Here is a 21,134-nt window from a genome sequence, read left to right as displayed (position 1 = left end):
CATACTGTCACGAGCGGAAACCAGAGGAATGACCATGGAACACACCATCACGACGATGCCGACCGCGCGTCAGCCCGGCTGTCCCTTCGACCCGCCGAAGGAGCTGATCCAGGCCCGCGAGCACGGCCCGATCAGCCGATTCCCCTTCCCCGACGGACACCAGGGCTGGCTGGTCACCGGCTACGACCTGATCCGGTCGATCCTGGCCGACTCGCGCTTCAGCTCCCGCAAGGAGCTCATGGGCCACCACCCGCTGGTCGACTACGGCGACATCGAGGTCCCCCCGGCGCCGCCCGGCGAGTTCCTGCTGATGGACGAGCCCCAGCACAGCCGCTACCGCAAACCGCTGGTGGGCAAGTTCACCGTCCGGCGCATGCGGCTGCTCACCGAGCGCGTCGAGCAGGTCACCGCCGAGCACCTGGACGCGATGGAGAAGGCCGGGCCGTCGGCGGACCTGGTGACCGCGTTCGCCAAGCCCATCCCCTCCGTCGTCATCTGTGAGCTGCTGGGCGTGCCGTACGAGGACCGGGGCTCCTTCCAGGACAACATCGACACGTTCCTCGGCGGCGAGGTCGGCGACGAGGACCTGTTCGCGGCCTACACCGCGACCCAGAACTACCTGGCGGAGCTGGTGGCCGCCAAGCGCGCCAAGCCCACCGACGACGTGCTCAGTGACCTGCTCGACAGTGATCTGACCGATGAGGAGCTGCGGGGGATGGCCCTGATCCTGCTGTCGGCCGGGTTCGACACCACCGCGAACATGCTGGCGTTGGGCGCCTTCGCCCTGCTGCAGAACCCGGAGCAGCTGGCCGCGCTGCGCGCCGAGCCCGCGCTCACCGACGGGGCCGTGGAGGAGCTGCTGCGGTATCTGACCGTCGTCAAGCAGCTGACGAGGGTCGCGCTGGAGGACGTCGAGCTGGGTGGCCAGACCATCAAGGCCGGCACGACGGTCATCCTGTCGTACGCCACCGCCAACCGCGACCCCGAGCGCTTCACCGACCCCCACGTGCTTGACGTGCGCAGGCAGGAGGGCGGGCACCTGGCCTTCAGCCACGGCATCCACCAGTGCCTGGGCCAGCAGCTGGCCCGCGTCGAGATGCGCGTCGCGCTCCCCGCGCTGCTCAACCGCTTCCCCACGCTGCGTCTGGCCGTACCGGCCGAAGAGGTCGCCCTGCGCCCGGAGACCGCGGACATCTACGGGGTCAAAAGCCTCCCGGTCACCTGGGACGTGTGACCGCGAGCCGGTGACGGATGAGGCCGCCTGCGGCCGCCCGTCCACGGCGACGGCCTGGCCCGCCACACCCGCGTCTCCCCCGACGTCCTCACCCGCCGGCAGGCAGGTGGATTGACATTCCCTCCGATACCCCCCGATATGACGGCGTCACCGGCAGGCCCCCGGCAAGCCATCCGCCTTGCTGAGAGTCCTTTTGCCGTTAGCAGGCACGGCCGGTGCGAGCATCACCGGAGAGCTAGAGCCGATCATGACAACGGGGGGGAAAATGCTCCGAAAATTAATCCCGATCTTGGCCATGGCCGTGGTCGTGGCGACCGGTTTACCCGTCGCCACGACCACGGCCTGGGCGGAAGGGCTGTCGGCCGCTCCGGCGGTGCAGGCGGTCACCGCCGCCGGAGCGGCCGCGCAGGCGGCCGGCACGTGCAGTTCTCCCGGCAGTCCTCCCGGATCTCCGTGCGCGGCGGTCAACTGCGGTCCGGGCCGCGTCTGCGTACCCTCGCCCAAGTGGTGCATCACCACGCCATGTCCGCAGTACGAATGCGTGCCCGCTTCGGGGCCCGGCCCGGGTCCCTGGCCTCCCCGCCCGGGCCCCTGGCCTCCTCGCCCGGACCCCTGGCCCCCTCACCACCCAGGTCCCTGGCCCCCTCACCACCCGGATCCCTGGCCCCCTCACCACCCAGGTCCCTGGCCCCCTCACCACCCGGGCCCCTGGCCTCCTCACCACCCAGGTCCCTGGCCTCCCCACCACCCGGGTCCCTGGCCTCCCCACCATCCGGGTCCCCGGCCTCCTTACGCGGGAGGTCAGCCCAGCCAGGTGAGGCCCCCGTATCAGGGCTCGAACCCCGGAGGACGGCCGGACCAGATGCGGCCCCCGTATCAGGGCTCGAACCCCGGAGGACGGCCCGGCCAGATGGGTCCCCCGTACCCGGTGCAGCCGCGCTAAAGGAACGTTCCTGACAGCGGGTTCCGATTTTTGACGATTTGACGATGGCCGAGCCGCTGCGGCTCGGCCATCACTTTCACCCGGAGCGCGTCCCGGAATACGGCGCGCCGGTCGCGGTCCGGCGCCGGCGCGGCGTCCGCTCGTCTTCGGGCACGGGTTTGGCGAAGCCGCTCTCCTCGGATGAGCCGTGGCACGCGACGTCCCCGATTAATTCGTATGGCTGGCCGAATTAAAAACCGAACGTCCCCGAAACGCGAGGCACGACCCGCCTCGGCTCTCCTGCCCCCGCACCGTGAGCCGAATTTACGCGTCGACCTGCGACGGGATCGGTAGATGCCAACTCGTTACCCGACGCAGGGGTGCATAACGGGACATATCCATGTTACAAACCCAATTAATTGCTGTTGGAGACAAACAAAGGATCGATGCTCACGTGGCGCAGGAGCAGCATTCTACTCACCCGGCGGGCAGCCTCGCCCAGCCGCCGGATCCTGCCGCGCCTCACCGTGCGGGCCTGTCGCCGACGCGGCGGCGCCCGTGCGATCACACGCCCCGATCCCGGTCGACGTCACAGGGACGACCGGCCTGCACCGGACCACCGTCTCCGACCTGAGGACCGAACTCCTCGCCCGGTGACGGCCACGAGCACCGGCATTCGAACGCGCGAGCACGGTGAAGTGGGCCGGGACCGTTCCCACCCGCCTCGGCCACGGCGCCGTGACGTCCGCACCACCCCGGCCCGGTACGGCGTACCACTCCTCATCCGCCCCTCCCGCGCGACCGGCCCCGGAGCCGTTCGCGCCGACGGCACGTCAGGCAGGCCCATGACGCCTGCCTGACGGCCCCACATACCTGGAGCAGGCACTCTCCAGTCGCAACACCGCAATGCATGACGGCAAAAAGCGCGGCGGCGCGCGCCTTGCCTGACTTAACCCCCCATGTCAGGAAAGGGAACCAATGTCACCACGTCCTCGGTCGTGGGCCACGCTGTTCACCGCGGCATTACTCGCCATCTCCGGCAACGCGGTCGCCAGCTCTCCGGCCCACGCGGCGATCGATATTCCCGCCCCCGACTACCAGCAGGTTCAGCTGGCCGTCGGCGGGGCCAAGCTCGGTGAGGCCATGTCACTGGCCGTGCTGCCCAACCGCTCGGTGGTGCACACCGCCCGCGACGGCACAGTCCGGATCACCGATCCGGCCGGAAGCACCAAGGTCGCCGGCAAGCTCGACGTCTACACCCACGACGAGGAAGGCCTGCAGGGCGTCGCGGCCGACCCGGACTTCGCCACCAACCGCCACATCTACCTGTACTACTCGCCGAAGCTGAACACCCCCGGCGGGGACGCCCCCACCAGCGGCACCGCGGCCACCTTCGAGGCGTGGAAGGGCCACCTGAACCTGTCGCGGTTCACCCTCAAAACCGACGACACCCTGGACCTGGCCAGCGAGAAAGTCGTCCTGGAGGTGCCCAACGACCGGGGCCAGTGCTGCCACGTGGGCGGCGACATCGACTTCGACGCGGCCGGCAACCTCTACCTGACCACCGGCGACGACACCAACCCGTTCGAGTCCAACTCCTACACCCCCATCGACGAGCGCACCGACCGCAACCCCCAGTTCGACGCCCAGCGCTCCTCGGGCAACACCAACGACCTGCGCGGCAAACTCCTGCGGATCAAACCCCAGCCCGACGGCACCTACACCGTCCCGGCCGGCAACCTGTTCCCGCCCGGCACCGCCAAGACCCGCCCCGAGATCTACGCGATGGGCTTCCGCAACCCGTTCCGCATGTCGGTGGACAAGCCCACCGGCATCGTCTACCTCGGCGACTACGGCCCCGACGCCGGCGGCGCCGACCCGGGCCGCGGCCCCGGCGGCCAGGTCGAATTCGACCGGATCACCGCCCCGGGCAACTACGGCTGGCCGTACTGCACCGGCACCAACACCACCGCCGAGACCTATAACGAATACACCTTCCCCTCCGGCCCGTCCGCGGCCAAGTACGACTGCGCCGGCGGCCCGACCAACAACTCCTTCCGCAACACCGGCCTGACCACGCTGCCCCCGGCCAAGCCGAGCTGGATCCGCTACGGCGGCGAGGCCGGCACCCCGCCGGAGTTCGGCGGCGGCTCCGAATCCCCGATGGGCGGACCGGTCTACCGCTACGACGCCGATCTCGAATCGAACGTCAAGTTCCCCGCCTCCCTCGACGGCCGCTACTTCGCCGGTGAGCTGGGCCGCAGATGGATCAAGGCGATCGAGGTGAAGGGTGACGGCGCCCCCGGCGTGATCGAGGACTTCCCCTGGACCGGCACCCAGGTGATGGACATGGCCTTCGGTCCCGAGGGCGCGCTGTATGTGCTCGACTACGGCACCGGCAGCGACAACCAGGCCCTTTACCGGGTGGAGTATCTCGCGGGTACCAACCGCAACCCGATCGCCAAGGTCGCGGCCGACAAGGTCTCCGGCCTCCCGCCGCTGACCGTGAAGTTCTCCTCGGCCGGCAGCTCCGACCCCGAGGGCGGCGCGCTGACCTACTCGTGGGACTTCGGCGACGGCAACACCTCCACCGAGGCCAACCCGACCCACGTCTACGAGGAGGAGGACACCTACACCCCGACGCTGACCGTCACCGATCCGGAGGGGCTGACCGGGACCGCGAACGTCATCGTGACCGTCGGCAACACCGCTCCCACGGTGAAGCTGACCCTGCCCGCCGACGGGCAGCTGTTCTCCTTCGGTGACACCGTGCCCTTCACGGTCGACGTCACCGACCCCGAGGACTCCTCGATCGACTGCACCAAGGTCAACGTCGACTACCTGCTGGGCCACGACAACCACCGTCACCTGATCACCTCCAAGGGCGGCTGCTCGGGCAGCATCGTGGTCCCGTCCGACGGTGAGCACGACGCCGCAGCCAACCTCTACGGCGTCCTCGTCGCCACCTACACCGACAGCGACGGCCTGACCGGCGAGAGCACGCGCATCCTGCAGCCCCGTCACCGCCAGGCCGAGCACTTCGGCGCCCAGTCCGGCATCCAGATCACCGACCACGGCTCCGCCGAAGGCCGCAAGGCGATCGGCTTCACCGACAACAACGACTGGATCTCCTTCCAGCCCTACGCGCTGGGCAACGCGAACACGTTCACGGCACGGGTCGCCTCCGCCGGCGCCGGCGGCACCATCGAGGTCCGCACAGGCTCGGCGACCGGACCCCTGCTCGGTACGGCGACCGTTCCGATCACCGGTAACTGGGACACCTTCGTCGACGTCTCGGCGGACCTGAGCAACGCGCCCAGCGGCTCCACCACGCTGTTCCTCGTCTTCAAGGGCCCCAGCGGCCGGGGCAACCTCTACGACGTGGACACCTTCACCCTCGGCACCGGCGGCGGTGAGCCCTCGGACGACCGGCTGCTGGTCTTCTCCAAGACGGCCGGCTTCCGGCACGACGCCATCCCGGCGGGCATCAAGGCCATCCAGGACCTCGCCGAGACGGGCGGGTACTCGGTGACCGCGACCGAGGACGCGGGCGCCTTCACCGCCGCCAACCTGGCGAACTACAAGGCGGTCGTGTTCCTCAGCACCACCGGCGACGTGCTCGACGACGCCCAGCAGGCGGCCTTCGAGGCGTACGTCGACGGCGGAGGCGGCTACTTCGGCGTCCACGCCGCCGCCGACACCGAGTACGACTGGCCGTACTACGGGAAGCTCGTCGGGGCCTACTTCAAGGGCCACCCGGCCCCCCAGCAGGCCACCGTCAAGAACGAGGACCGCACCCACCCCGCCACCGCGCACCTCGGGGCGACCTGGAACCGCTCCGACGAGTGGTACAACTACCGCACCAACCCCCGGGGTGCCGTTCACGTCCTGCAGAGCCTGGACGAGAGCAGCTACACCGGCGGCGACATGGGCGGCGACCACCCCATCACCTGGTGCCGCACGCAGGGTGAGGGACGGTCGTTCTACACCGGCCTCGGCCACACCCAGGAGTCGTACACCGACGGCGACTTCCGCAAGCTGCTGGTCGGCGGCATCCGCTACGCCATGGGCCTGGCCCAGGGCGACTGCGCCGCCGACACCGTGAAGCCGACCGTCTCGGCGACCACCACCCCGGCCACCCCGGACGGCGCCGCCGGCTGGTTCGTCTCCAGCGTCTCGGTGGCGGTGACCGCCGAGGACGCCTCGGGGATCGCCAAGACGGAGGTCAAGGTCGACGGCGGACCGTGGACGGCCTACTCCGAGCCGGTGAGCCTGACCGCCGACGGCGACCACACCGTGGCCTACCGGGTCACCGACCGGGCGGGCAACGTCGCGGAGGACACCGTCTCGGTGAAGAAGGACGCCACCGCGCCGCTGACCACCGCCCAGTTCGCGGCGGCCGGCGACGACGGCTGGCACGGCACCACGGTGCCGGTCACCCTGGCGACCACCGACGCGACCTCGGGAGCGGCCGGGATCGAGTACTCCCTCGACGACGGCGGCTGGAAGCCGTACACCGAGCCGGTGAACATCTCCGGCGACGGCACCCACACCCTCGCCTACCGGGCCAAGGACAAGGCCGGCAACGTGGAGACCGAGAAGGCCGCCACGCTGAAGATCGACGGCACCCGCCCGACCGTCCTGATCTCCGGCATCTCCGACGGCCAGATCTACGGCGACAGCCAGGACCTGCGGATCAGCTGGCAGGCGGTGGACAGCACCTCGGGGGTCAAGACCCTCAAGGGCACACTCGACTCCGCCCCCCACCAGTCCGGCCTGCTGCTGCCGCTGTACGACCTGAGCCTCGCCACCCACGCGCTGAAGGTCACCGCGACCGACAACGCGGGCAACAGGACCAACCAGACGGTCACCTTCGGAGTCACCACCTCCACGCGTGACCTGGGCAACCTGATCGACAGGTTCGCCGCGACGAGCAGGCTCAGCCAGAAGGGCGCGAACAAGCTGCACAACCAGCTCACCAAGGTGCTCAAGGCCGAGGTGAACGGCAATGACGCCAAGACCGTCAAGGCGCTGGAGCAGTTCCGCGCCGTGGCCGCCGACGCGGCGATCGTGACCGTGGAGGAGGTCCGTCAGGTCCTGACCCGCGACACCGACGCGCTCATCGCGCGTCTGTCCTAACCGGAAAACCGCGGCCGTGGCACACCGGCCAGGTGTGCCACGGCCGATCCGTGTACGCGTCACGGTTCCGGGCGCGCGACCGCTCGATCGGGGTGAGGGTCCCGGCTTCCTCTCCCCTCTGTCCGCGGCTACTTCTTCTTCGCGTCCTTATCCGCGTCCGTCGGCGTCTGCGACAGCGCGCTGGCCGCGGCGGACTTCTCCGCACCGGCCGATTTCGAGTCCGACAGCGTCTTGGACGAGGCCGACGCCGCCTTGGCGCCGGTCTCCCCCTCGCTCTCCGGGGCCTGCGACAACGCACTGGCCGCGGCGGACTTCTCCTTGGGGGTCGACGTGGGGTCCGCCAATGTCTTGGCGGCGGCCGACGCCGCGTCGGAACCGGTCTGTCCAGAATTGTTCGCCACGATCTCACCTTTCGTCGAGTCGTATTCGCATCGCGGCCGGGAAAGTGACGTCCCGCGATTCCCGCGTGGCACCTGACTCACTTTCCACGTCGCGGCGAGGGTCCGGCTTTCGAGGGCCGGGCGCTCGCCGTTCCGAACCGCTGATGACGGTTCGAAACGACTACCCCGGCCTTCGCCCCCCAATCAAAAATCTGAAATAGAAGGCATTTACGAAAAGCGATCATTTGACGCGGCGGGAGTTCACATCAGGCCGGGGCCGACGGGCGCATCACCGCCATCGACATTGTGATAAATCCCGAAAAACTAGCCCGCATCAGGCGATAAGCCTGACGCGTTCCCTCAACGCCCGCCCGCGAGTACCCCCCGGGCCATGGCCTCCCGCCGCACCGCCTCCTTCTCCGCGGCCTCCTGCTCGACCACCACGCGGACGTCGTACGCCGAACGGGCGACGGCGATCTCGTTCTGGTGCTTCTCGGTCCAGGTGACCAGCGCGCGGACGGTGTGGTGCAGGCTCGCGCCCAAGGGTGTGAGCTCGTAGTCCACCCGTGGCGGCACGACCGGATGCACCGTACGGCTCACCAGACCGTCGCGCTCCAGATGGCGCAGGGTCCGGGCGAGCATCCGCTGGCTGATTCCGTCGATCTTGCGACGCAGCTCGGTGAAGCGCAGGCTGCGCTGGTCGAGCAGGGCGATGACCAGTAGCGACCATTTGTCGGCGATCCGGTCGAGGATCTGCCGGACCTCACAGTCCTCCCGCGTGTCCCACTGAAGAACGTCGTAGTCGTCGTCGGTATCCCCGCAGTGACCGAGGGACTTTGAAGTGCCGTCTTCCATGGTCATCGATGGTGTCCGAAGCTGCTGCTGGTTACAAGAGGGAACCGGCAGTCATTTGGAGAACCTGGCCGGTCCCGCCTTTCGCGAGAGGAATCAACTCATGTCCGCATCGAGCGGCCGTATGGACGGACGCGCCTGGGGTGTGTTGTTCGTACTGTGCGGGGCGATCTTCCTGGAGGGCATCGACGTGGCGATGCTGAACGTCGCGTTGCCGTCGATCCGGGCCGACCTGGGCCTGTCCACCGGGATGCTCAGCGGTGTGGTCAGCGCCTACGTGCTCGGTTACGGCGGGTTCATGCTGCTGGGCGGCCGTACCGCCGACCTGCTGGGCCACCGCAGGATGTTCCTGTTCTGGCTGGCCGTCTTCCTGGTCTTCTCCGGCCTGGGCGGATTCGCCACCGAGGGGTGGATGCTGCTGGTCGCCAGGTTCGCCACCGGGGTCGCGGCGGCCTTCATGACCCCCGCCGGGCTGGCGCTCGTCACCGGCAACTTTCCCGAGGGCCCGCAGCGCACCAAGGCGCTGGGGGTCTACGCCGGAACGGCGGCGGGCGGCTTCTCGCTCGGCCTGGTCGCCGGTGGCCTGCTGGCCTCGTTCGGCTGGCGGTGGGTGTTCTTCGCCCCGGTCATCCTGTCGGCGGCGATCCTGCTGGCCGCCATCCCTCTGATCAAGGATTCGAGGGCTCCGGACCGCCCGGCCGGCGGCTTCGACCTCGCCGGCGCGTTCAGCGTCACCGGCGCGATGCTGCTGCTGGTGTACGGAGTGATCCGCCTGGAGCACTCCGGCAACGGCTGGGGCGGCACGGTGGGGGCGTTCGCCGCGGGTCTGGCGCTGCTGGCCCTCTTCGTCGTGATCGAGCGGCGGTCGGCCGACCCGCTGCTGCGGCTGGGAATCCTGCGCTCAGGCCCCCTGGTACGCGCCAACCTGGGAGCGCTGTTGTTCCTCGGGTCCTTCGCCGGCTTCCAGTTCCTGGCCACCCTGTACCTGCAGGAACTGCGCGGCTGGAGCACGCTGCAGACGGGCCTGGCCATGCTGGTGATCGGCGTCGACGCCGTTCTCGCCCCGACCCTGACGCCACGGCTGGTGAACCGGTTCGGCAACGTCCCGGTGCTGTTCGGAGGGCTGGTCCTGGCGACCCTGGCCTACGTGCTGTTCCTGCCCGTCGGGCTGGACTGGGCCTACACCGCCATGCTGCCGACCATGGTCCTGCTGGGACTGGCCTTCTCCCTGGCCTACGGCCCGTTGACCATGGCCGCCGTCGAGGACGTCGACGAACACGAGCACGGCCTCGCCGGCGGCCTGCTGTACACCGCGATCCAGTTCGGCATCGCCCTCGGCCTGTCAGCGGTGACCGCCGTCAACGTCGCGGCGCTCGGCGACGGCGGCTCACCGGAGGCGGGGCTGGACGCGCTCCGGGCCGCCCTCGTCGTCCCGGTCGTCGCGGGGGCCCTCGGCGCGGTCGTCACCGCGTTCGGCCTCCGCGCCCGCAAGGCGCCCCGGATCCACGAGCCCGTCCCCGCCGAGACCGCGACCAGATAGAACAGCGGGCCACCGAGCGATGTCCTTCAACGCGATCAAGGGCGAGTTCGGTGACATCGTCTACGCCACCATGACCGCCGTTACCGAGGAGGCGCGCGCCATGCGCGAGTGCTGATCCCGATCTGGAGGAGTTCCGTTCCTCCGTGAACACAAAAAGGGGTGTCCCGGCCGATGTGACGGCCGGGACACCCCTTTTCCGGTTCACCCCCTGGCGGACACCGGCTTACGGCCCGACGTCAGCGGGTGCGCGGCAGCACCTGAATCGTGTCGCCCACGGCGCGTTCGCCCGTCGCGTCCGACGGGCGGTTGACGAGAGCGCCGTTCACCGCCATGGCGGTGGAGCCTCCACCGTCCAGGTTCAGCGCCTGCTCCGCGCCGAGGGACCGCATGAAGGCCGCGCCCTCGGCGATGGTGAAGCCCTCGCTCCCGCCGCTGAGACGGCCGTCCACGGTGACCAGCAGCAGCTTGCCCTGCCGGTCGATGCCGGCCATCGTCCGGGGCTGGCGGTTGTTCGCCCACGCGTAACCGAAGGACAGGTCCGCCGGGTCGACGACGCCCTCGGTGGCGGCGTCGATGTGGATCCGCCCGTTCTCCACCAGCGTCGGGGCGGCGCTGATGATGCTGTCGTTCGCGCCGAGCTTGACCCTCCGGCCGTCGGCGTCGCGGACGACCTCCGTCACGGAGACCTTCTTGCCCACCACGGCGTGGGCGGTGAGCCAGTCGGCCGCCGCGCCGATGCCCTGGAGCACGGTGTGGCCGGGCGTGACGACGCCTCCCCGGGCGCCGACCGACACCACGCGGCCCTTGGAGTCCAGCACCGCCTGGACCCCGGCACCGGCCGGCAGGTCGTGGGCGTACTCGGCCGTGAACGTGACCAGGTCGTCGGTCAGGGTGCAGGTGACGTCGTGGCGCGGCTCCGCGGTGGGAGTCCCGCCGGGCACGCCGCAGTTCCGTGCCAGTCCCGGCGTGCGGTTGATGCCCCGGACGGCGCGGTCGGCGCGACCGGCGCTCACGGTGACGGTGGTGGTCAGATCGGCGATCCGGTTGCGCCGGCCGCCGTCCCCGAGGATCAAGGCCGCGCGTGAGCCCACCGCCATCGAGGCCAGCTCGCCGTTGTAGGCGCCGATGCCGGCCTGGACGCCCTGGACGCCGTCGGCGTTGGAGGTGAGGAAGAAGCCGCCGTTGACACCCACCAGCGAACCCAGTTCGGCGGCCACCGACGACGTCGTCTCCCGCTGGGCGACGTTGCCGTCGTGGGTGGCCTTGACGGAGCCGGCGAACCTGCGCGGGTCGATGACCGCGACCTGGATGTTCTCCACGTCGGCAGGCTGGTCGGCGTCGTAGCCGGTCCACTCCACGACGGTACGGAGTCCCGCCGCGGTGACCTGCGACGCCGTGCTCTTCGCCGCGTCCTGGGTCGGGTAGGAGCCGATCCGGACCCGTACGCCCATGAGGCCGTGCGGCGTGTCGGCGTAAGCCGGCCACGGCACCCGGGTCACGTCAGGCTCGAAGCCGGCGGCGCGCAACCGGCTCACGGTCTCCGAGGCCCACGACTCCGTCCCCACCACGGCCCAGGCCGGGGTGCCGAACCGGGACGTGACGGCGGCCTGCACCGTGACGGTCCAGCCGGGCGTGGCCGCGGGATTCCTGATCGTGCCGGTGCGCACCTCCACCCCCGGCGCGACGGTCCGCGTCGTCCACTGCGCCGCGGTCCCGCCGCCGGTCGAAGCGGTGGACACGACGGGTGCGGCCGGCTCCGCCGCCGCGGCCACCCCGGAGATCGACAGTGGTGCTGCGACGGCCAGCACGGCGGCCACGCCGAGCGCGAGCCGCGCACGGGAGCCGCGTCCGCGGCCTGGGTGGTTGTCCATGACACATCCTTGTGACTCGGTGGGTGATCGCAATCATCCGAAGAACGGGTGTTCCCGATCAAGACAATCGAGTCGAAAGTTCAACGCACCGAGGCAAACTGCGGGGCTGAAACAGGAGTGCACACATGGTCGGGAAAGTGAACGGCTCTGCCCGGCGTGTCCCGGCCTTCCCTTCCGGAGACGGCACCGCCGAGCCGTACGTCACGATCGGGCGGCGACGGCGTCGCCGTCGCCGACGCCCCTCAGGTGGCCGGCGTTCACCGCACCGCCGTCGCCGGCACCTCTCCGGCTCTCGCGGCGGCTGACGTTCATCGCGTCGCCGCGTCCCGGAGTGCGGCGAGCAGTCCGCCGAGCGCCGACTGGCCCAGCGAGGTCTCCCGCACCGCCGCGTGGATCACCCTGCTGGGTTCCGGTCCGCGAACCTTGCGCACGACGACGGCGGGGTGGCGGTTGGCCAGCCCCAGCTCCGGGATCAGGCCGATCCCCAGGCCCGCGGCGACGAACCCCTGTGCCGTGGCGTAATCCTCGCTCTCCACCACGAAGTGCGGGCCGAAGCCCGCCGTGGCACAGCCTTCGAGCATGGCGTCGAGGCAGGGGCCGGGCGCCTCGCTGCCGACCCACGGCTCGTCGGCGAGGTCGGCCAGGTCAAGGACCCGTTTCGAGGTGAGCCGGTGTCCCTTGGGCAGGACGACGCGATAGGGATCGTCGAGCAGGTGGACGAGGTGGACGCCCTCGTGGAGCCGGTCGTGGGGCCGGACCACGACGGCCAGGTCGGCCCTGCCCTGCGTCACCTCCCCCAGCGGGTCCTCGGGGTCGGTCATCTTGAGGTCGACCTGCACGCCCGGGTATTCCCGGCGGAACCGGGCCAGCGCGGGCGCCACCAGGGTGGCGCCCGCCGTCGCGAAGTAGCGGATCGCCAGCCGACCCGTGCGCCCGGCTCGCAGGTCGGCCAGCGCCGCCTCCGCCTCGGCCACCTGCCTGCCGATGACGGCCGCGTGCTCGGTGAGCAGCCGCCCGGCCGCCGTCGGCCGTACGCCCCGGCCGACGCGTTCGAGCAACGCGAGCCCGGCCTGTTTCTCCAGCGCCGCCACCTGCTGGCTGACGGCGGACGGCGTGTAGCCCAGATCCGCCGCCGCGGCGGTCACCGACCCGCTGGTGACCACCGCGCGGAGGACCTGCATGCGTCGCACATCAAGCATGTAGCAGATCTTAAAGGTAGTGCAGAAGCTTTCACTTGTCCTGCCAGGTTCTCCTCGGGCAACGTTCATGTCGAACCGACCGGACGAGGAGGCGAGAAGTGACCATCGGCGGACGTGGCTCGTTGGCCCGCATGGCCGTACTCGCGCTGCTGTGGGGATCGAGCTTTCTCTGGATCAAACTGGCCCTGAACAACGGGCTGACCCCGTTCCAGATCACCTTCGCCCGCTCCGCGCTCGGTGCGGCCGTCCTTCTCGGCCTGGCCCGCCTCGCGCGCCAGCACCTCCCGCGAGATCGCACGACCTGGGGCCACCTCGTCGTGGCCGCCCTCTTCTGCAACGCTCTGCCGTTCCTCCTCTTCGGCATCGGCGAGCAGACCGCCGACTCCGGGACGGCCGGCGTGCTGAACGCGACGACTCCGCTGTGGTCCCTGCTGATCGGCATCGCCATCGGCACCGAACGCGGACCGCACCCGGCCCGCCTGGGCGGGCTCCTGCTCGGGTTCGCGGGCACGTTGCTGATTTTCGCCCCCTGGCACGAGGCCGGGCTCCTGAGCTGGGGTTCCCTCGCCCTGCTCGGTGCGGCGGTGAGCTACGCCATCGCCTTCGCCTACATGGGACGCAAGCTCACCCCGAAGGGCGGCGCCCCCCTCGCCCTGGCCGCGGCCCAGCTCGTCGCCGCCACGGGACTGAGCACGCCGGCCCTGCTCGCCGGTGGCGCGGTACCGGTGGATCTCCATCCGAAGGCCGTGATCGCCGTCGTCATTCTCGGGATCTTCAGCACCGGAATCACCTTCTACCTCAACTACCGGCTCATCGCGGACGAAGGCGCGACCAGCGCCGCCACCGTCGGCTACCTGCTGCCGATCGTCTCGGTGGCACTGGGGGCGATCGTGCTCGGCGAGGAGCTCGGCCTCCGCGTCATCGCGGGAATGGCCGTCGTCCTCGTCGGCGTCGGGATGACCCGGCACAAGCGGCCACCGGCGGCCACGGAGGACGCGGCGACGCTCGTCGCACCGAGGAACTGAGGACAGGCGACGGCGTCACCCTCATGGCGGACCGCGTCGGAGGGCTCGTTCACGCTCGCGGCGTTCTCCGTCCGCGCCTGTCCCTCATGGCAAGTGCCAGGATCGTCGAACGAGCGGTGTGGCTCAGGGGCCGAGGTGAGCCGGCGATGGTTTGTCCGCGAGCCTGGCCAGGCCCGCGCGGGCGAAGTCGAGTACGCGGTCGACCAGGGGAAGCAGTTCCTCGGTGGCGGTGTCGCGATGGTGGGCCTCGTGGGTCATGTACAGCTCGCGCAGGCCGCCCACCACGGTGTACGCGGTCAGGCGCGGGGCCAGCGCGTCGGGCGCCAGGCCCAGGTCCTCGCCGATGGCGGCGGCGATCAGGCGTTCGAGTTCGTAGTAGCCTCCGCGGCCGCGGCCGCGGAGGTCCTCGTCCTCGGCTATCAGGGTGGCGCGTTTGACGCGCAGGGACCAGGTCTCGCCCGGCTTGCGGCCCTGGTCGGCGTCGCGTTCGTCGAGGGCGTGCATCGTGTCGCGCATCCACTCGCCGACGACATCGAGGACGGCGCCGGGCCGGGTGTCGAGACGGGCCGCCAGCGACTCCGGGCCGAACGGGTCGTCGGCGAACAGCAGGTCTTCCTTGGTGGGGAAGTGCAGCGTGACGGTCCGCGTCGCGACGTCCGCGTGCTCGGCGATCGCCGCGATGGTCGTGTTGCGGTAGCCGTGCGACGCGAACAGCTCCAGCGCCGAGGTCTGGATCCGCTCGCGGGTCTGCCGCTTCTTCCGATCTCGCCGACCTTCCATACGGCAACGATACCATCCATTCAATTAATGCATTCCATGCTACTCTTGCCATCAAAGGTATCGACTGGAGAGAGGTGAAGACGTTGTCCAAGACGTGGTTCATCACCGGCACGTCGAAGGGGTTCGGTCGCGAGTGGGCGGAGGCCGCCCTCGAGCGGGGTGACCGGGTCGCCGCCACCTCACGCGACCTCGACCACTCGCATCCCCTCACCGAGAAGTACGGCGACGCCGTCCTGCCCCTGCGGCTCGACATCACCGACCGCGCGGCCGTGTTCGCCGCCGTGCGGCAGGCGGCTGAGCACTTCGGCGCGCTGGACGTGGTGGTCAACAACGCGGGCTACGGCCATTTCGGCATGGTCGAGGAACTGACCGAGACCGAGATCCGCGCCGAGATGGAGACCAACTTCTTCGGCACGCTATGGGTGACGCAGGCGGTCCTGCCTGTGCTGCGCGCGCAGGGTCACGGCCGGATCATCCAGGTCACCAGCGAGGGCGGGGTCCGGGCGTTCCCCGGCATCGGTGGCTACCACGCTTCGAAGTGGGCGGTGGAAGGGCTGTCGGAGTCGCTCCGCAAGGAGGTCACGCACTTCGGCATCGACGTTGTCTGCCTGGAGCCCGGCCCGTACGCGACCGACTTCGGTGGCAACAGCGGCCGCACCAGTGCCGAGCACCCGGACTACGCCGAGGTCCGCGCGGTCACCGAAATCGTGTGGGACCTCGGCGACCCCAAGGCGACGCGCGGGCCGATCCTGGAGTTGGCCGACACCGACGACCCGCCGGCCCGGGTCTTCTTCGGCACGTCGTTCGAGCCGGTCGAGGCCGAGTACGAGGAACGGCTTGCCACGTGGCGGAAGTGGCAGCCGGTCGCGCTGGCCGCATTCCGTTGATCGTGCACAGCGGACGCTCGTGTCCGGCACGTCGGTGAGCGTCGAATCCGTGCCGCACCGAACGCCCGGCCACGTAGGGGCCGGGCGTTCGTCGTTCCAGCCATCACGATCCTGACCGGCACGCCTGTTCGAGAGGCCGTCTCGGACCTTCGCCGGAGGTCCGGGACAGCGAACCCGTTGCGATGCGGTGGCTTGCCCCGCGTCAAAACCCTGCTCGCACCCGGCCTACCGGGGACGTGCGCTTATTCGGAGGGTGCGGTGTTCGGCGCCGCCGAGTGGGTTCCTCCGCGCAATGCGAGCGCGGTGCGCGCGTCGGCGGGGAAGTACGCCTCGATCGCGATCTCTTCGAGCGTGATGTCGAAAGCGGCTCCGAACGTGGTGATCGTATTGAAGAAGCTCAGCTCGACCCCTCGATGCCGGATGCGGACGGGCAGGGCGATGTCAGCGGGATCTGGCGGCTGAAGCTGCCCGGGAGCGCCGTAGGAGACCAGTTCCGCATAGAGATCGCTCAACTGGGGATCCCCCCTCCGCTGCACCTGTCGCGCCAACCGCGGCAGCAGAAATCCCCGTACCTGCTCCAGATCGAGCAGACGGGGTGCGAACCCGTCAGGGTGCAGGCCCAGGCGCATCATGTTGACCGGTGGTTCGAGCAAGGCGGGGGCGACACCGTCCGGGAACACATCGGCGGCGGAGTTGGCGAGTATCAAATTCCAGCAATGGTCCACCACCAACGCCGGATTCGGCTCGTGCCCCCGCAAGATCTGATGAAGGGCCTCACGCGCCGCGGACAGATCCGGGGCGTCCAGCGGGCGCTTCTGGAAGACCGGCGCGTATCCCGCCGCGACCAGGAGCCGGTTGCGCTCTCTCAGCGGGACCTGCAGTTGTTCCGCCAGGTGCAGGACCATCGGTCGGCTGGGAATCGTGCGCCCGGTCTCGACGAAGCTGACGTGCCGGCTGGAGACCCCTGCCTGGATGGCCAGGTCGAGCTGGCTCAGATCCCATAACCTGCACTGGCTGGACTGGGTCGTGCGAACGTCCACACTCACCCTGACCAAGCCGTCACGGCTGTCGAAGGCCATGTGGAGGTCCCCTGCCGTTTCCCGCACGTCGAATGGCGCCCGGCGGAAGACGACTGGTCGTACCTCTGGGCTTCCTGGCGTCGACTCGTGCCGATAGGCGTGGAATCGAAGCTGCCGGTGAAATCGGAATCCGGAAACACCGGAAGGGGTCCGGATTCGATTCCGGACCCCTTCGTCACCAGGCACTATGCAGACCTGGCTTCCATAGCCGATGCTGCTTTTCCGCCTGAAATCAGCTGCAGCCGCTGGTGGAGCCGCAGCCTTCGCAGACGTAGCAGCTACCGGCGGGGCGCATCTTGGTGCCGCAGGTCATGCAGAGCGGCGCGTCGGCGGTGCGACCCTGGTGGGACTCCAGGGAGCCGACCCGCTCCGGGGCGGCCACGGCGACCGCTTCCGGGCGGGGCTGCGGCTGCTCCTCTATCGGCGCGGAGGTGGCGAGCTCGGCGATGACCTCGTCGGTGTGGATCGGGGCCGGGTCCTCACCTCGCTGCTGGGCGGAGCGCTCGGAGGCGGAGAAGATGCCGAGGGCGGCCCGGTCGTCATAGGGCAGGTGGTCCAGGGCCAGGCGGCGGAAGATGTAGTCCATCACCGAGGCGGCCATGCGGACGTCCGGGTCGTCGGTCATGCCGGCCGGGTCGAAGCGCATGTTGACGAACTTGCCGACGTAGGTCTCCAGCGGCACGCCGTACTGCAGGCCGATGGAGATGGCCACCGAGAAGGCGTCCATGACGCCCGCGAGGGTCGAGCCCTGCTTGGACATCTTCAGGAAGACCTCGCCGAGACCGTCGTCGGGGTAGGACGAGGCGGTCATGTAGCCCTTGGCGCCGCCCACGGTGAAGCGCGTGGTGGTGCTGGGGCGCTGGTTCGGCATCCGGCGGCGGGTCGGGCGGCTGATCTCCACGACCTGGACCGCCGGCTCCGCGGGAGCGGCCTTCTCGTCGCTCTTCTTACCGGCGACGGAGAGCGGCTGGCCGACCTTGCAGTTGTCGCGGTAGACGGCCAGGGCCTTCAGACCGAGCTTCCAGCCCTCCATGTAGACCTGCTCGATGTCCTCGATCGTCGCGGACTCGGGCAGGTTGACCGTCTTGGAGATGGCGCCGGACAGGAACGGCTGGGCCGCGGCCATCATCCGGACGTGCCCCATGGGGGCGATCGCCCGCTCGCCCATGGCGCAGTCGAACACCTCGTAGTGCTCCCGCTTGAGACCGGGGGCGTCCACGACGTGGCTGTTCTGGGCGATGTACTCGACGATCGCCTCGACCTGCTCCTCCTGGTAGCCCAGCTGCCGGAGCGCCCGCGGGATCGTCTGGTTGACGATCTGCATGGAGCCGCCGCCGACGAGCTTCTTGAACTTGACCAGGGCGAGGTCGGGCTCGATGCCGGTGGTGTCGCAGTCCATCATCAGGCCGATGGTGCCGGTGGGCGCGAGCAGCGAGGCCTGAGCGTTGCGGTAGCCGTTCTTGTCACCGAGCTTGAGGCACTCCGCCCACTGCTTGGAGGCCTCCCGGTGGATGGCGCCGTCGATCGCGTCGATCGTGCGCAGGCCGTCGTTGGCCTCGCTGTGCTTGCGCATGACCCGCTTGTGGGCGTCGGCGTTGCGGGCATAGCCGTCGTACGGCCCGACGACCGCGGCCAGTTCGGCGCTGCGGCGGTAGGAGACGCCGGTCATCAGCGAGGTGATGGCCCCGGCGACGGCCCGGCCGCCGTCGGAGTCGTAGGCGTGGCCGGTGGCCATGAGCAGCGCGCCGAGGTTGGCGTAGCCGATGCCGAGCTGGCGGTAGGCCCGGGTGGTCTCGTCGATCTTCTGGGTCGGGAAGTCGGCGAAGGTGATGGAGACGTCCATCGCGGTGATGACCAGCTCGGTGACCTTCACGAAGCTCGCGATGTCGAAGGAGTCGTCGTCGTTCAGGAACTTGAGCAGGTTGATGCTCGCCAGGTTGCAGGAGGAGTTGTCCAGGTGCAGGTACTCCGAGCACGGGTTGCTGGCGGTGATGCGGCCCGTCTCCGGGCTGGTGTGCCAGTCGTTGATCGTGTCGTCGTACTGGACACCCGGGTCGGCGCACTCCCACGCCGCCTTGGCCATCTTGCGGAACAGGTCCTTGGCCTCGACCGTCTCGATGACCTCGCCGGTGAGGCGGGCGCGCAGGCCGAACCGCTCGCCCTTCTCCACCGCGTTCATGAACTCGTCGGAGACGCGCACGGAGTTGTTGGCGTTCTGGTACTGGACGGAGACGATGTCCTTGCCGCCCAGGTCCATGTCGAACCCGGCGTCGCGCAGCGCGCGGACCTTGTCCTCCTCGCGCGCCTTGGTCTCGATGAACTCCTCGATGTCGGGGTGGTCCACGTCCAGGACGACCATCTTGGCCGCGCGGCGGGTGGCGCCGCCCGACTTGATGGTGCCCGCGGAGGCGTCCGCGCCGCGCATGAAGGAGACCGGGCCGCTGGCCGTACCGCCGCTGGAGAGCAGTTCCTTGGAGGAGCGGATCCTGGAGAGGTTCACGCCGGAGCCCGAACCGCCCTTGAAGATCACACCCTCTTCCTTGTACCAGTCGAGGATGGACTCCATCTGGTCGTCGACGGCCAGGATGAAACAGGCGCTGACCTGCTGCGGCGAGGCCGTGCCGACGTTGAACCAAACCGGCGAGTTGAAACTGAAGATCTGGTTGACCAGGGCGTGCTTGAGCTCGTGGTCGAAGATCTCGGCGTCTTCCTCGGTGGCGAAGTAGCCGTGCTCGACGGCGGTCTTGGTATAGACGCCCACCACGCGGTCGACGAGCTGCTTGAGGCTCCACTCGCGTTGCGGGGTGCCGACCGCGCCGCGGAAATACTTGGTGGTCACGATGTTGGCGGCGTTGACCGACCAGGACTGGGGGAACTCGACGCCCCGCTGCTCAAAGTTGATCGACCCGTCGCGCCAGTTGGTCATGACGACGTCACGGCGCTCCCAGAGCACCTCATCGTAGGGATGCACTCCAGGTGTGGTGAAGATGCGCTTCATCCTCAAACCCTTGTGCACTCGCTTGCCCCCACGTGTAACCGCACCACTGACGGTTTCCGTCATGACTTCCCCCTTCCGGGGCCCTTGAAGGGCCCTCGAGCCGGATACATCAACGCGCCGCCCTGTCCCCCGGCGCCCGGGGTCTGATTCAGTCTTGCTTGATGGAACGCTCTGTCCGCAGCTGCTCGATCTCCGCCTCGAAGTCGGCGAGGGTCTCGAATCCGCGGTAGACGGAGGCGAACCGTAGGTAGGCCACTTCGTCCAGCTCACGGAGCGGGCCCAGGATCGCGAGCCCGACCTCGTGCGCGGGGATCTCCGCGCACCCGGTCGCCCGGATGCCCTCCTCGACCAGCTGGCCCAGTCGTGCCAGCGAGTCTTCGCCGACCGGCCTGCCCTGGCAGGCCCGCCGAACCCCGGCGACCACTTTGTCCCTGAAGAACGGCTCGGTCACACCACTGCGCTTGCTCACCATGAGCAGCACCGTCTCCTGCGTGGTGAACCTGCGCCCGCACTCCGGGCATGTGCGCCTGCGGCGGATGGCGCCGCCGTCCTCGGTGGAGCGGCTGTCGATGACCCGCGTGTCAGGGTGACGGCAGAACGGACAGTGCACGCGTGTCGCCTCCCTGACCGGCTGAGCGGCTCACTCACCCCATGCACCTCACAGCGCTCGGGAAGAGACGCGTGCGCACGCTCCTCGAATAGTCGAGGTGCGGTAATGGAAACACAATCTATGGTGAAGTATGTCGCCGAAGCCACTAGATGTTGTGGTCCAACGGTAGGAGGGTCGGACCATGAACGCAAGTTAGGAAGACCCTTCGGAGCGAAGTCGCTGATCAGCCGCCGTCGTCCGGCGTGTCGCCCTTCGAAGACCTCCCGAGTGACCCCCTCACGCTTCACGAACCTTCGCTCGACGTTTCGAACGAGACGTCGAAACGACCTCCGGGGGCACCCCCTCAGGGGGTGAGACCGGCGGGCAGGTAGAGCCGGGTCCCGGGCTGGACCACCGAGCCGGACAGCCCGTTGAGATCCATGATCTGGCGAGTCACCCCGTCGGGATCGACCTTTCTCGTCACCGCGTCCACGATCTCCCGCAGTGTGTCGCCCCTCTGCACCACGACCCAGTGCAGGCCCTCGTGGCCTCTCCGCTCGCCCGCCGAGGCGGCGTCGATGCGGCCCCCGATCCAGAGCCCTCCCAAAGTCAGCAGCGCGAGCACCGCCACCACCACAA

At 69.3% G+C, this 21,134-nt stretch carries 14 protein-coding genes; 5 read left to right on the top strand and 9 right to left on the bottom strand.

The genetic code is table 11. The features are described from left to right. The first annotated feature begins 34 nt into the window (after positions 1-34). Both J2853_RS00395 and J2853_RS00390 read left to right on the top strand, forming a co-directional pair. Positions 35-1,234, top strand: coding sequence for a cytochrome P450 (locus J2853_RS00395; protein WP_370879162.1), 1,200 nt, complete (start codon positions 35-37; stop codon positions 1,232-1,234). A gap of 1,900 nt (positions 1,235-3,134) precedes the next feature. Then, on the top strand, positions 3,135-7,295 hold the full coding sequence (locus J2853_RS00390) for a ThuA domain-containing protein (protein ID WP_307553707.1): 4,161 nt from the start codon (positions 3,135-3,137) through the stop codon (positions 7,293-7,295). Between the two features lie 128 nt (positions 7,296-7,423). On the opposite strand, the gene J2853_RS00385 is transcribed toward J2853_RS00390, so the two are convergent. Continuing rightward, entirely contained in the window at positions 7,424-7,696 is a 273-nt protein-coding gene (locus J2853_RS00385) for a hypothetical protein (protein ID WP_307553705.1), read from the bottom strand. Positions 7,697-8,035: 339 nt separating this feature from the next. After that, positions 8,036-8,530, bottom strand: a complete 495-nt coding sequence (locus J2853_RS00380; protein WP_307553703.1) for a winged helix-turn-helix transcriptional regulator — start codon at positions 8,528-8,530, stop codon at positions 8,036-8,038. A 100-nt stretch (positions 8,531-8,630) separates the two neighbouring features. On the opposite strand from J2853_RS00380, the gene J2853_RS00375 reads away from it, so the two are divergent. Further along, entirely contained in the window at positions 8,631-10,067 is a 1,437-nt protein-coding gene (locus tag J2853_RS00375; RefSeq protein ID WP_307553701.1) for an MFS transporter, read from the top strand. 236 nt (positions 10,068-10,303) lie between these two features. Here J2853_RS00375 and J2853_RS00370 read toward each other — a convergent pair whose 3' ends face one another. Further along, on the bottom strand, positions 10,304-11,938 hold the full coding sequence (locus J2853_RS00370; protein ID WP_307553699.1) for a phosphodiester glycosidase family protein: 1,635 nt from the start codon (positions 11,936-11,938) through the stop codon (positions 10,304-10,306). Positions 11,939-12,246: 308 nt separating this feature from the next. Beyond that, the gene (locus J2853_RS00365) at positions 12,247-13,137 is read right to left on the bottom strand and encodes a LysR family transcriptional regulator (protein WP_307553697.1); all 891 of its coding nucleotides are present in this window, start codon (positions 13,135-13,137) and stop codon (positions 12,247-12,249) included. Positions 13,138-13,235: 98 nt separating this feature from the next. Between J2853_RS00365 and J2853_RS00360 the strand changes: the two genes are divergently transcribed. After that, positions 13,236-14,162 (top strand): DMT family transporter, encoded by a 927-nt coding sequence (locus J2853_RS00360; protein WP_307553695.1) that lies wholly within the window; start codon positions 13,236-13,238, stop codon positions 14,160-14,162. A 123-nt stretch (positions 14,163-14,285) separates the two neighbouring features. On the opposite strand, the gene J2853_RS00355 is transcribed toward J2853_RS00360, so the two are convergent. Continuing rightward, positions 14,286-14,942, bottom strand: coding sequence for a TetR/AcrR family transcriptional regulator (locus J2853_RS00355; RefSeq protein ID WP_307553693.1), 657 nt, complete (start codon positions 14,940-14,942; stop codon positions 14,286-14,288). Between the two features lie 74 nt (positions 14,943-15,016). On the opposite strand from J2853_RS00355, the gene J2853_RS00350 reads away from it, so the two are divergent. Beyond that, positions 15,017-15,829 (top strand): SDR family NAD(P)-dependent oxidoreductase, encoded by an 813-nt coding sequence (locus tag J2853_RS00350; RefSeq protein WP_417849753.1) that lies wholly within the window; start codon positions 15,017-15,019, stop codon positions 15,827-15,829. 242 nt (positions 15,830-16,071) lie between these two features. On the opposite strand, the gene J2853_RS00345 is transcribed toward J2853_RS00350, so the two are convergent. The 4 genes from J2853_RS00345 to J2853_RS00330 form a co-directional block, all read right to left on the bottom strand. Continuing rightward, positions 16,072-16,908 carry a helix-turn-helix transcriptional regulator gene (locus J2853_RS00345; protein ID WP_307553689.1) on the bottom strand — a complete coding sequence of 279 codons (837 nt, stop codon included), beginning with the start codon at positions 16,906-16,908 and terminating at the stop codon, positions 16,072-16,074. A gap of 232 nt (positions 16,909-17,140) precedes the next feature. After that, the gene (locus J2853_RS00340) at positions 17,141-19,969 is read right to left on the bottom strand and encodes a vitamin B12-dependent ribonucleotide reductase (protein WP_307553686.1); all 2,829 of its coding nucleotides are present in this window, start codon (positions 19,967-19,969) and stop codon (positions 17,141-17,143) included. 85 nt (positions 19,970-20,054) lie between these two features. After that, the gene (gene nrdR, locus J2853_RS00335; protein ID WP_307553684.1) at positions 20,055-20,516 is read right to left on the bottom strand and encodes a transcriptional regulator NrdR; all 462 of its coding nucleotides are present in this window, start codon (positions 20,514-20,516) and stop codon (positions 20,055-20,057) included. A gap of 343 nt (positions 20,517-20,859) precedes the next feature. Then, positions 20,860-21,126, bottom strand: a complete 267-nt coding sequence (locus tag J2853_RS00330) for a LysM peptidoglycan-binding domain-containing protein (RefSeq protein WP_307553682.1) — start codon at positions 21,124-21,126, stop codon at positions 20,860-20,862. Positions 21,127-21,134 lie beyond the last annotated feature (8 nt).

Origin of the sequence: Streptosporangium lutulentum, from assembly GCF_030811455.1 — a bacterium.
Classification (GTDB): Bacteria; Actinomycetota; Actinomycetes; order Streptosporangiales; family Streptosporangiaceae; genus Streptosporangium; species Streptosporangium lutulentum.
The sequence above is the reverse complement of the archived record's forward strand: the minus strand, read 5'-3'. Positions and strand labels throughout refer to the sequence as shown.

What these genes read in the sequence shown, in the direction of transcription:
- J2853_RS00395 (WP_370879162.1), top strand. Translation starts at nt 35, where the DNA reads ATGGAACACACCATCACGACGATGCCGACCGCGCGTCAGCCCGGCTGT.
- J2853_RS00390 (WP_307553707.1), top strand. Translation starts at nt 3,135, where the DNA reads ATGTCACCACGTCCTCGGTCGTGGGCCACGCTGTTCACCGCGGCATTA.
- J2853_RS00380 (WP_307553703.1), bottom strand. Translation starts at nt 8,530, where the DNA reads ATGGAAGACGGCACTTCAAAGTCCCTCGGTCACTGCGGGGATACCGAC.
- J2853_RS00375 (WP_307553701.1), top strand. Translation starts at nt 8,631, where the DNA reads ATGTCCGCATCGAGCGGCCGTATGGACGGACGCGCCTGGGGTGTGTTG.
- J2853_RS00370 (WP_307553699.1), bottom strand. Translation starts at nt 11,938, where the DNA reads ATGGACAACCACCCAGGCCGCGGACGCGGCTCCCGTGCGCGGCTCGCG.
- J2853_RS00365 (WP_307553697.1), bottom strand. Translation starts at nt 13,137, where the DNA reads ATGCTTGATGTGCGACGCATGCAGGTCCTCCGCGCGGTGGTCACCAGC.
- J2853_RS00355 (WP_307553693.1), bottom strand. Translation starts at nt 14,942, where the DNA reads ATGGAAGGTCGGCGAGATCGGAAGAAGCGGCAGACCCGCGAGCGGATC.
- J2853_RS00345 (WP_307553689.1), bottom strand. Translation starts at nt 16,908, where the DNA reads ATGGCCTTCGACAGCCGTGACGGCTTGGTCAGGGTGAGTGTGGACGTT.
- J2853_RS00340 (WP_307553686.1), bottom strand. Translation starts at nt 19,969, where the DNA reads ATGACGGAAACCGTCAGTGGTGCGGTTACACGTGGGGGCAAGCGAGTG.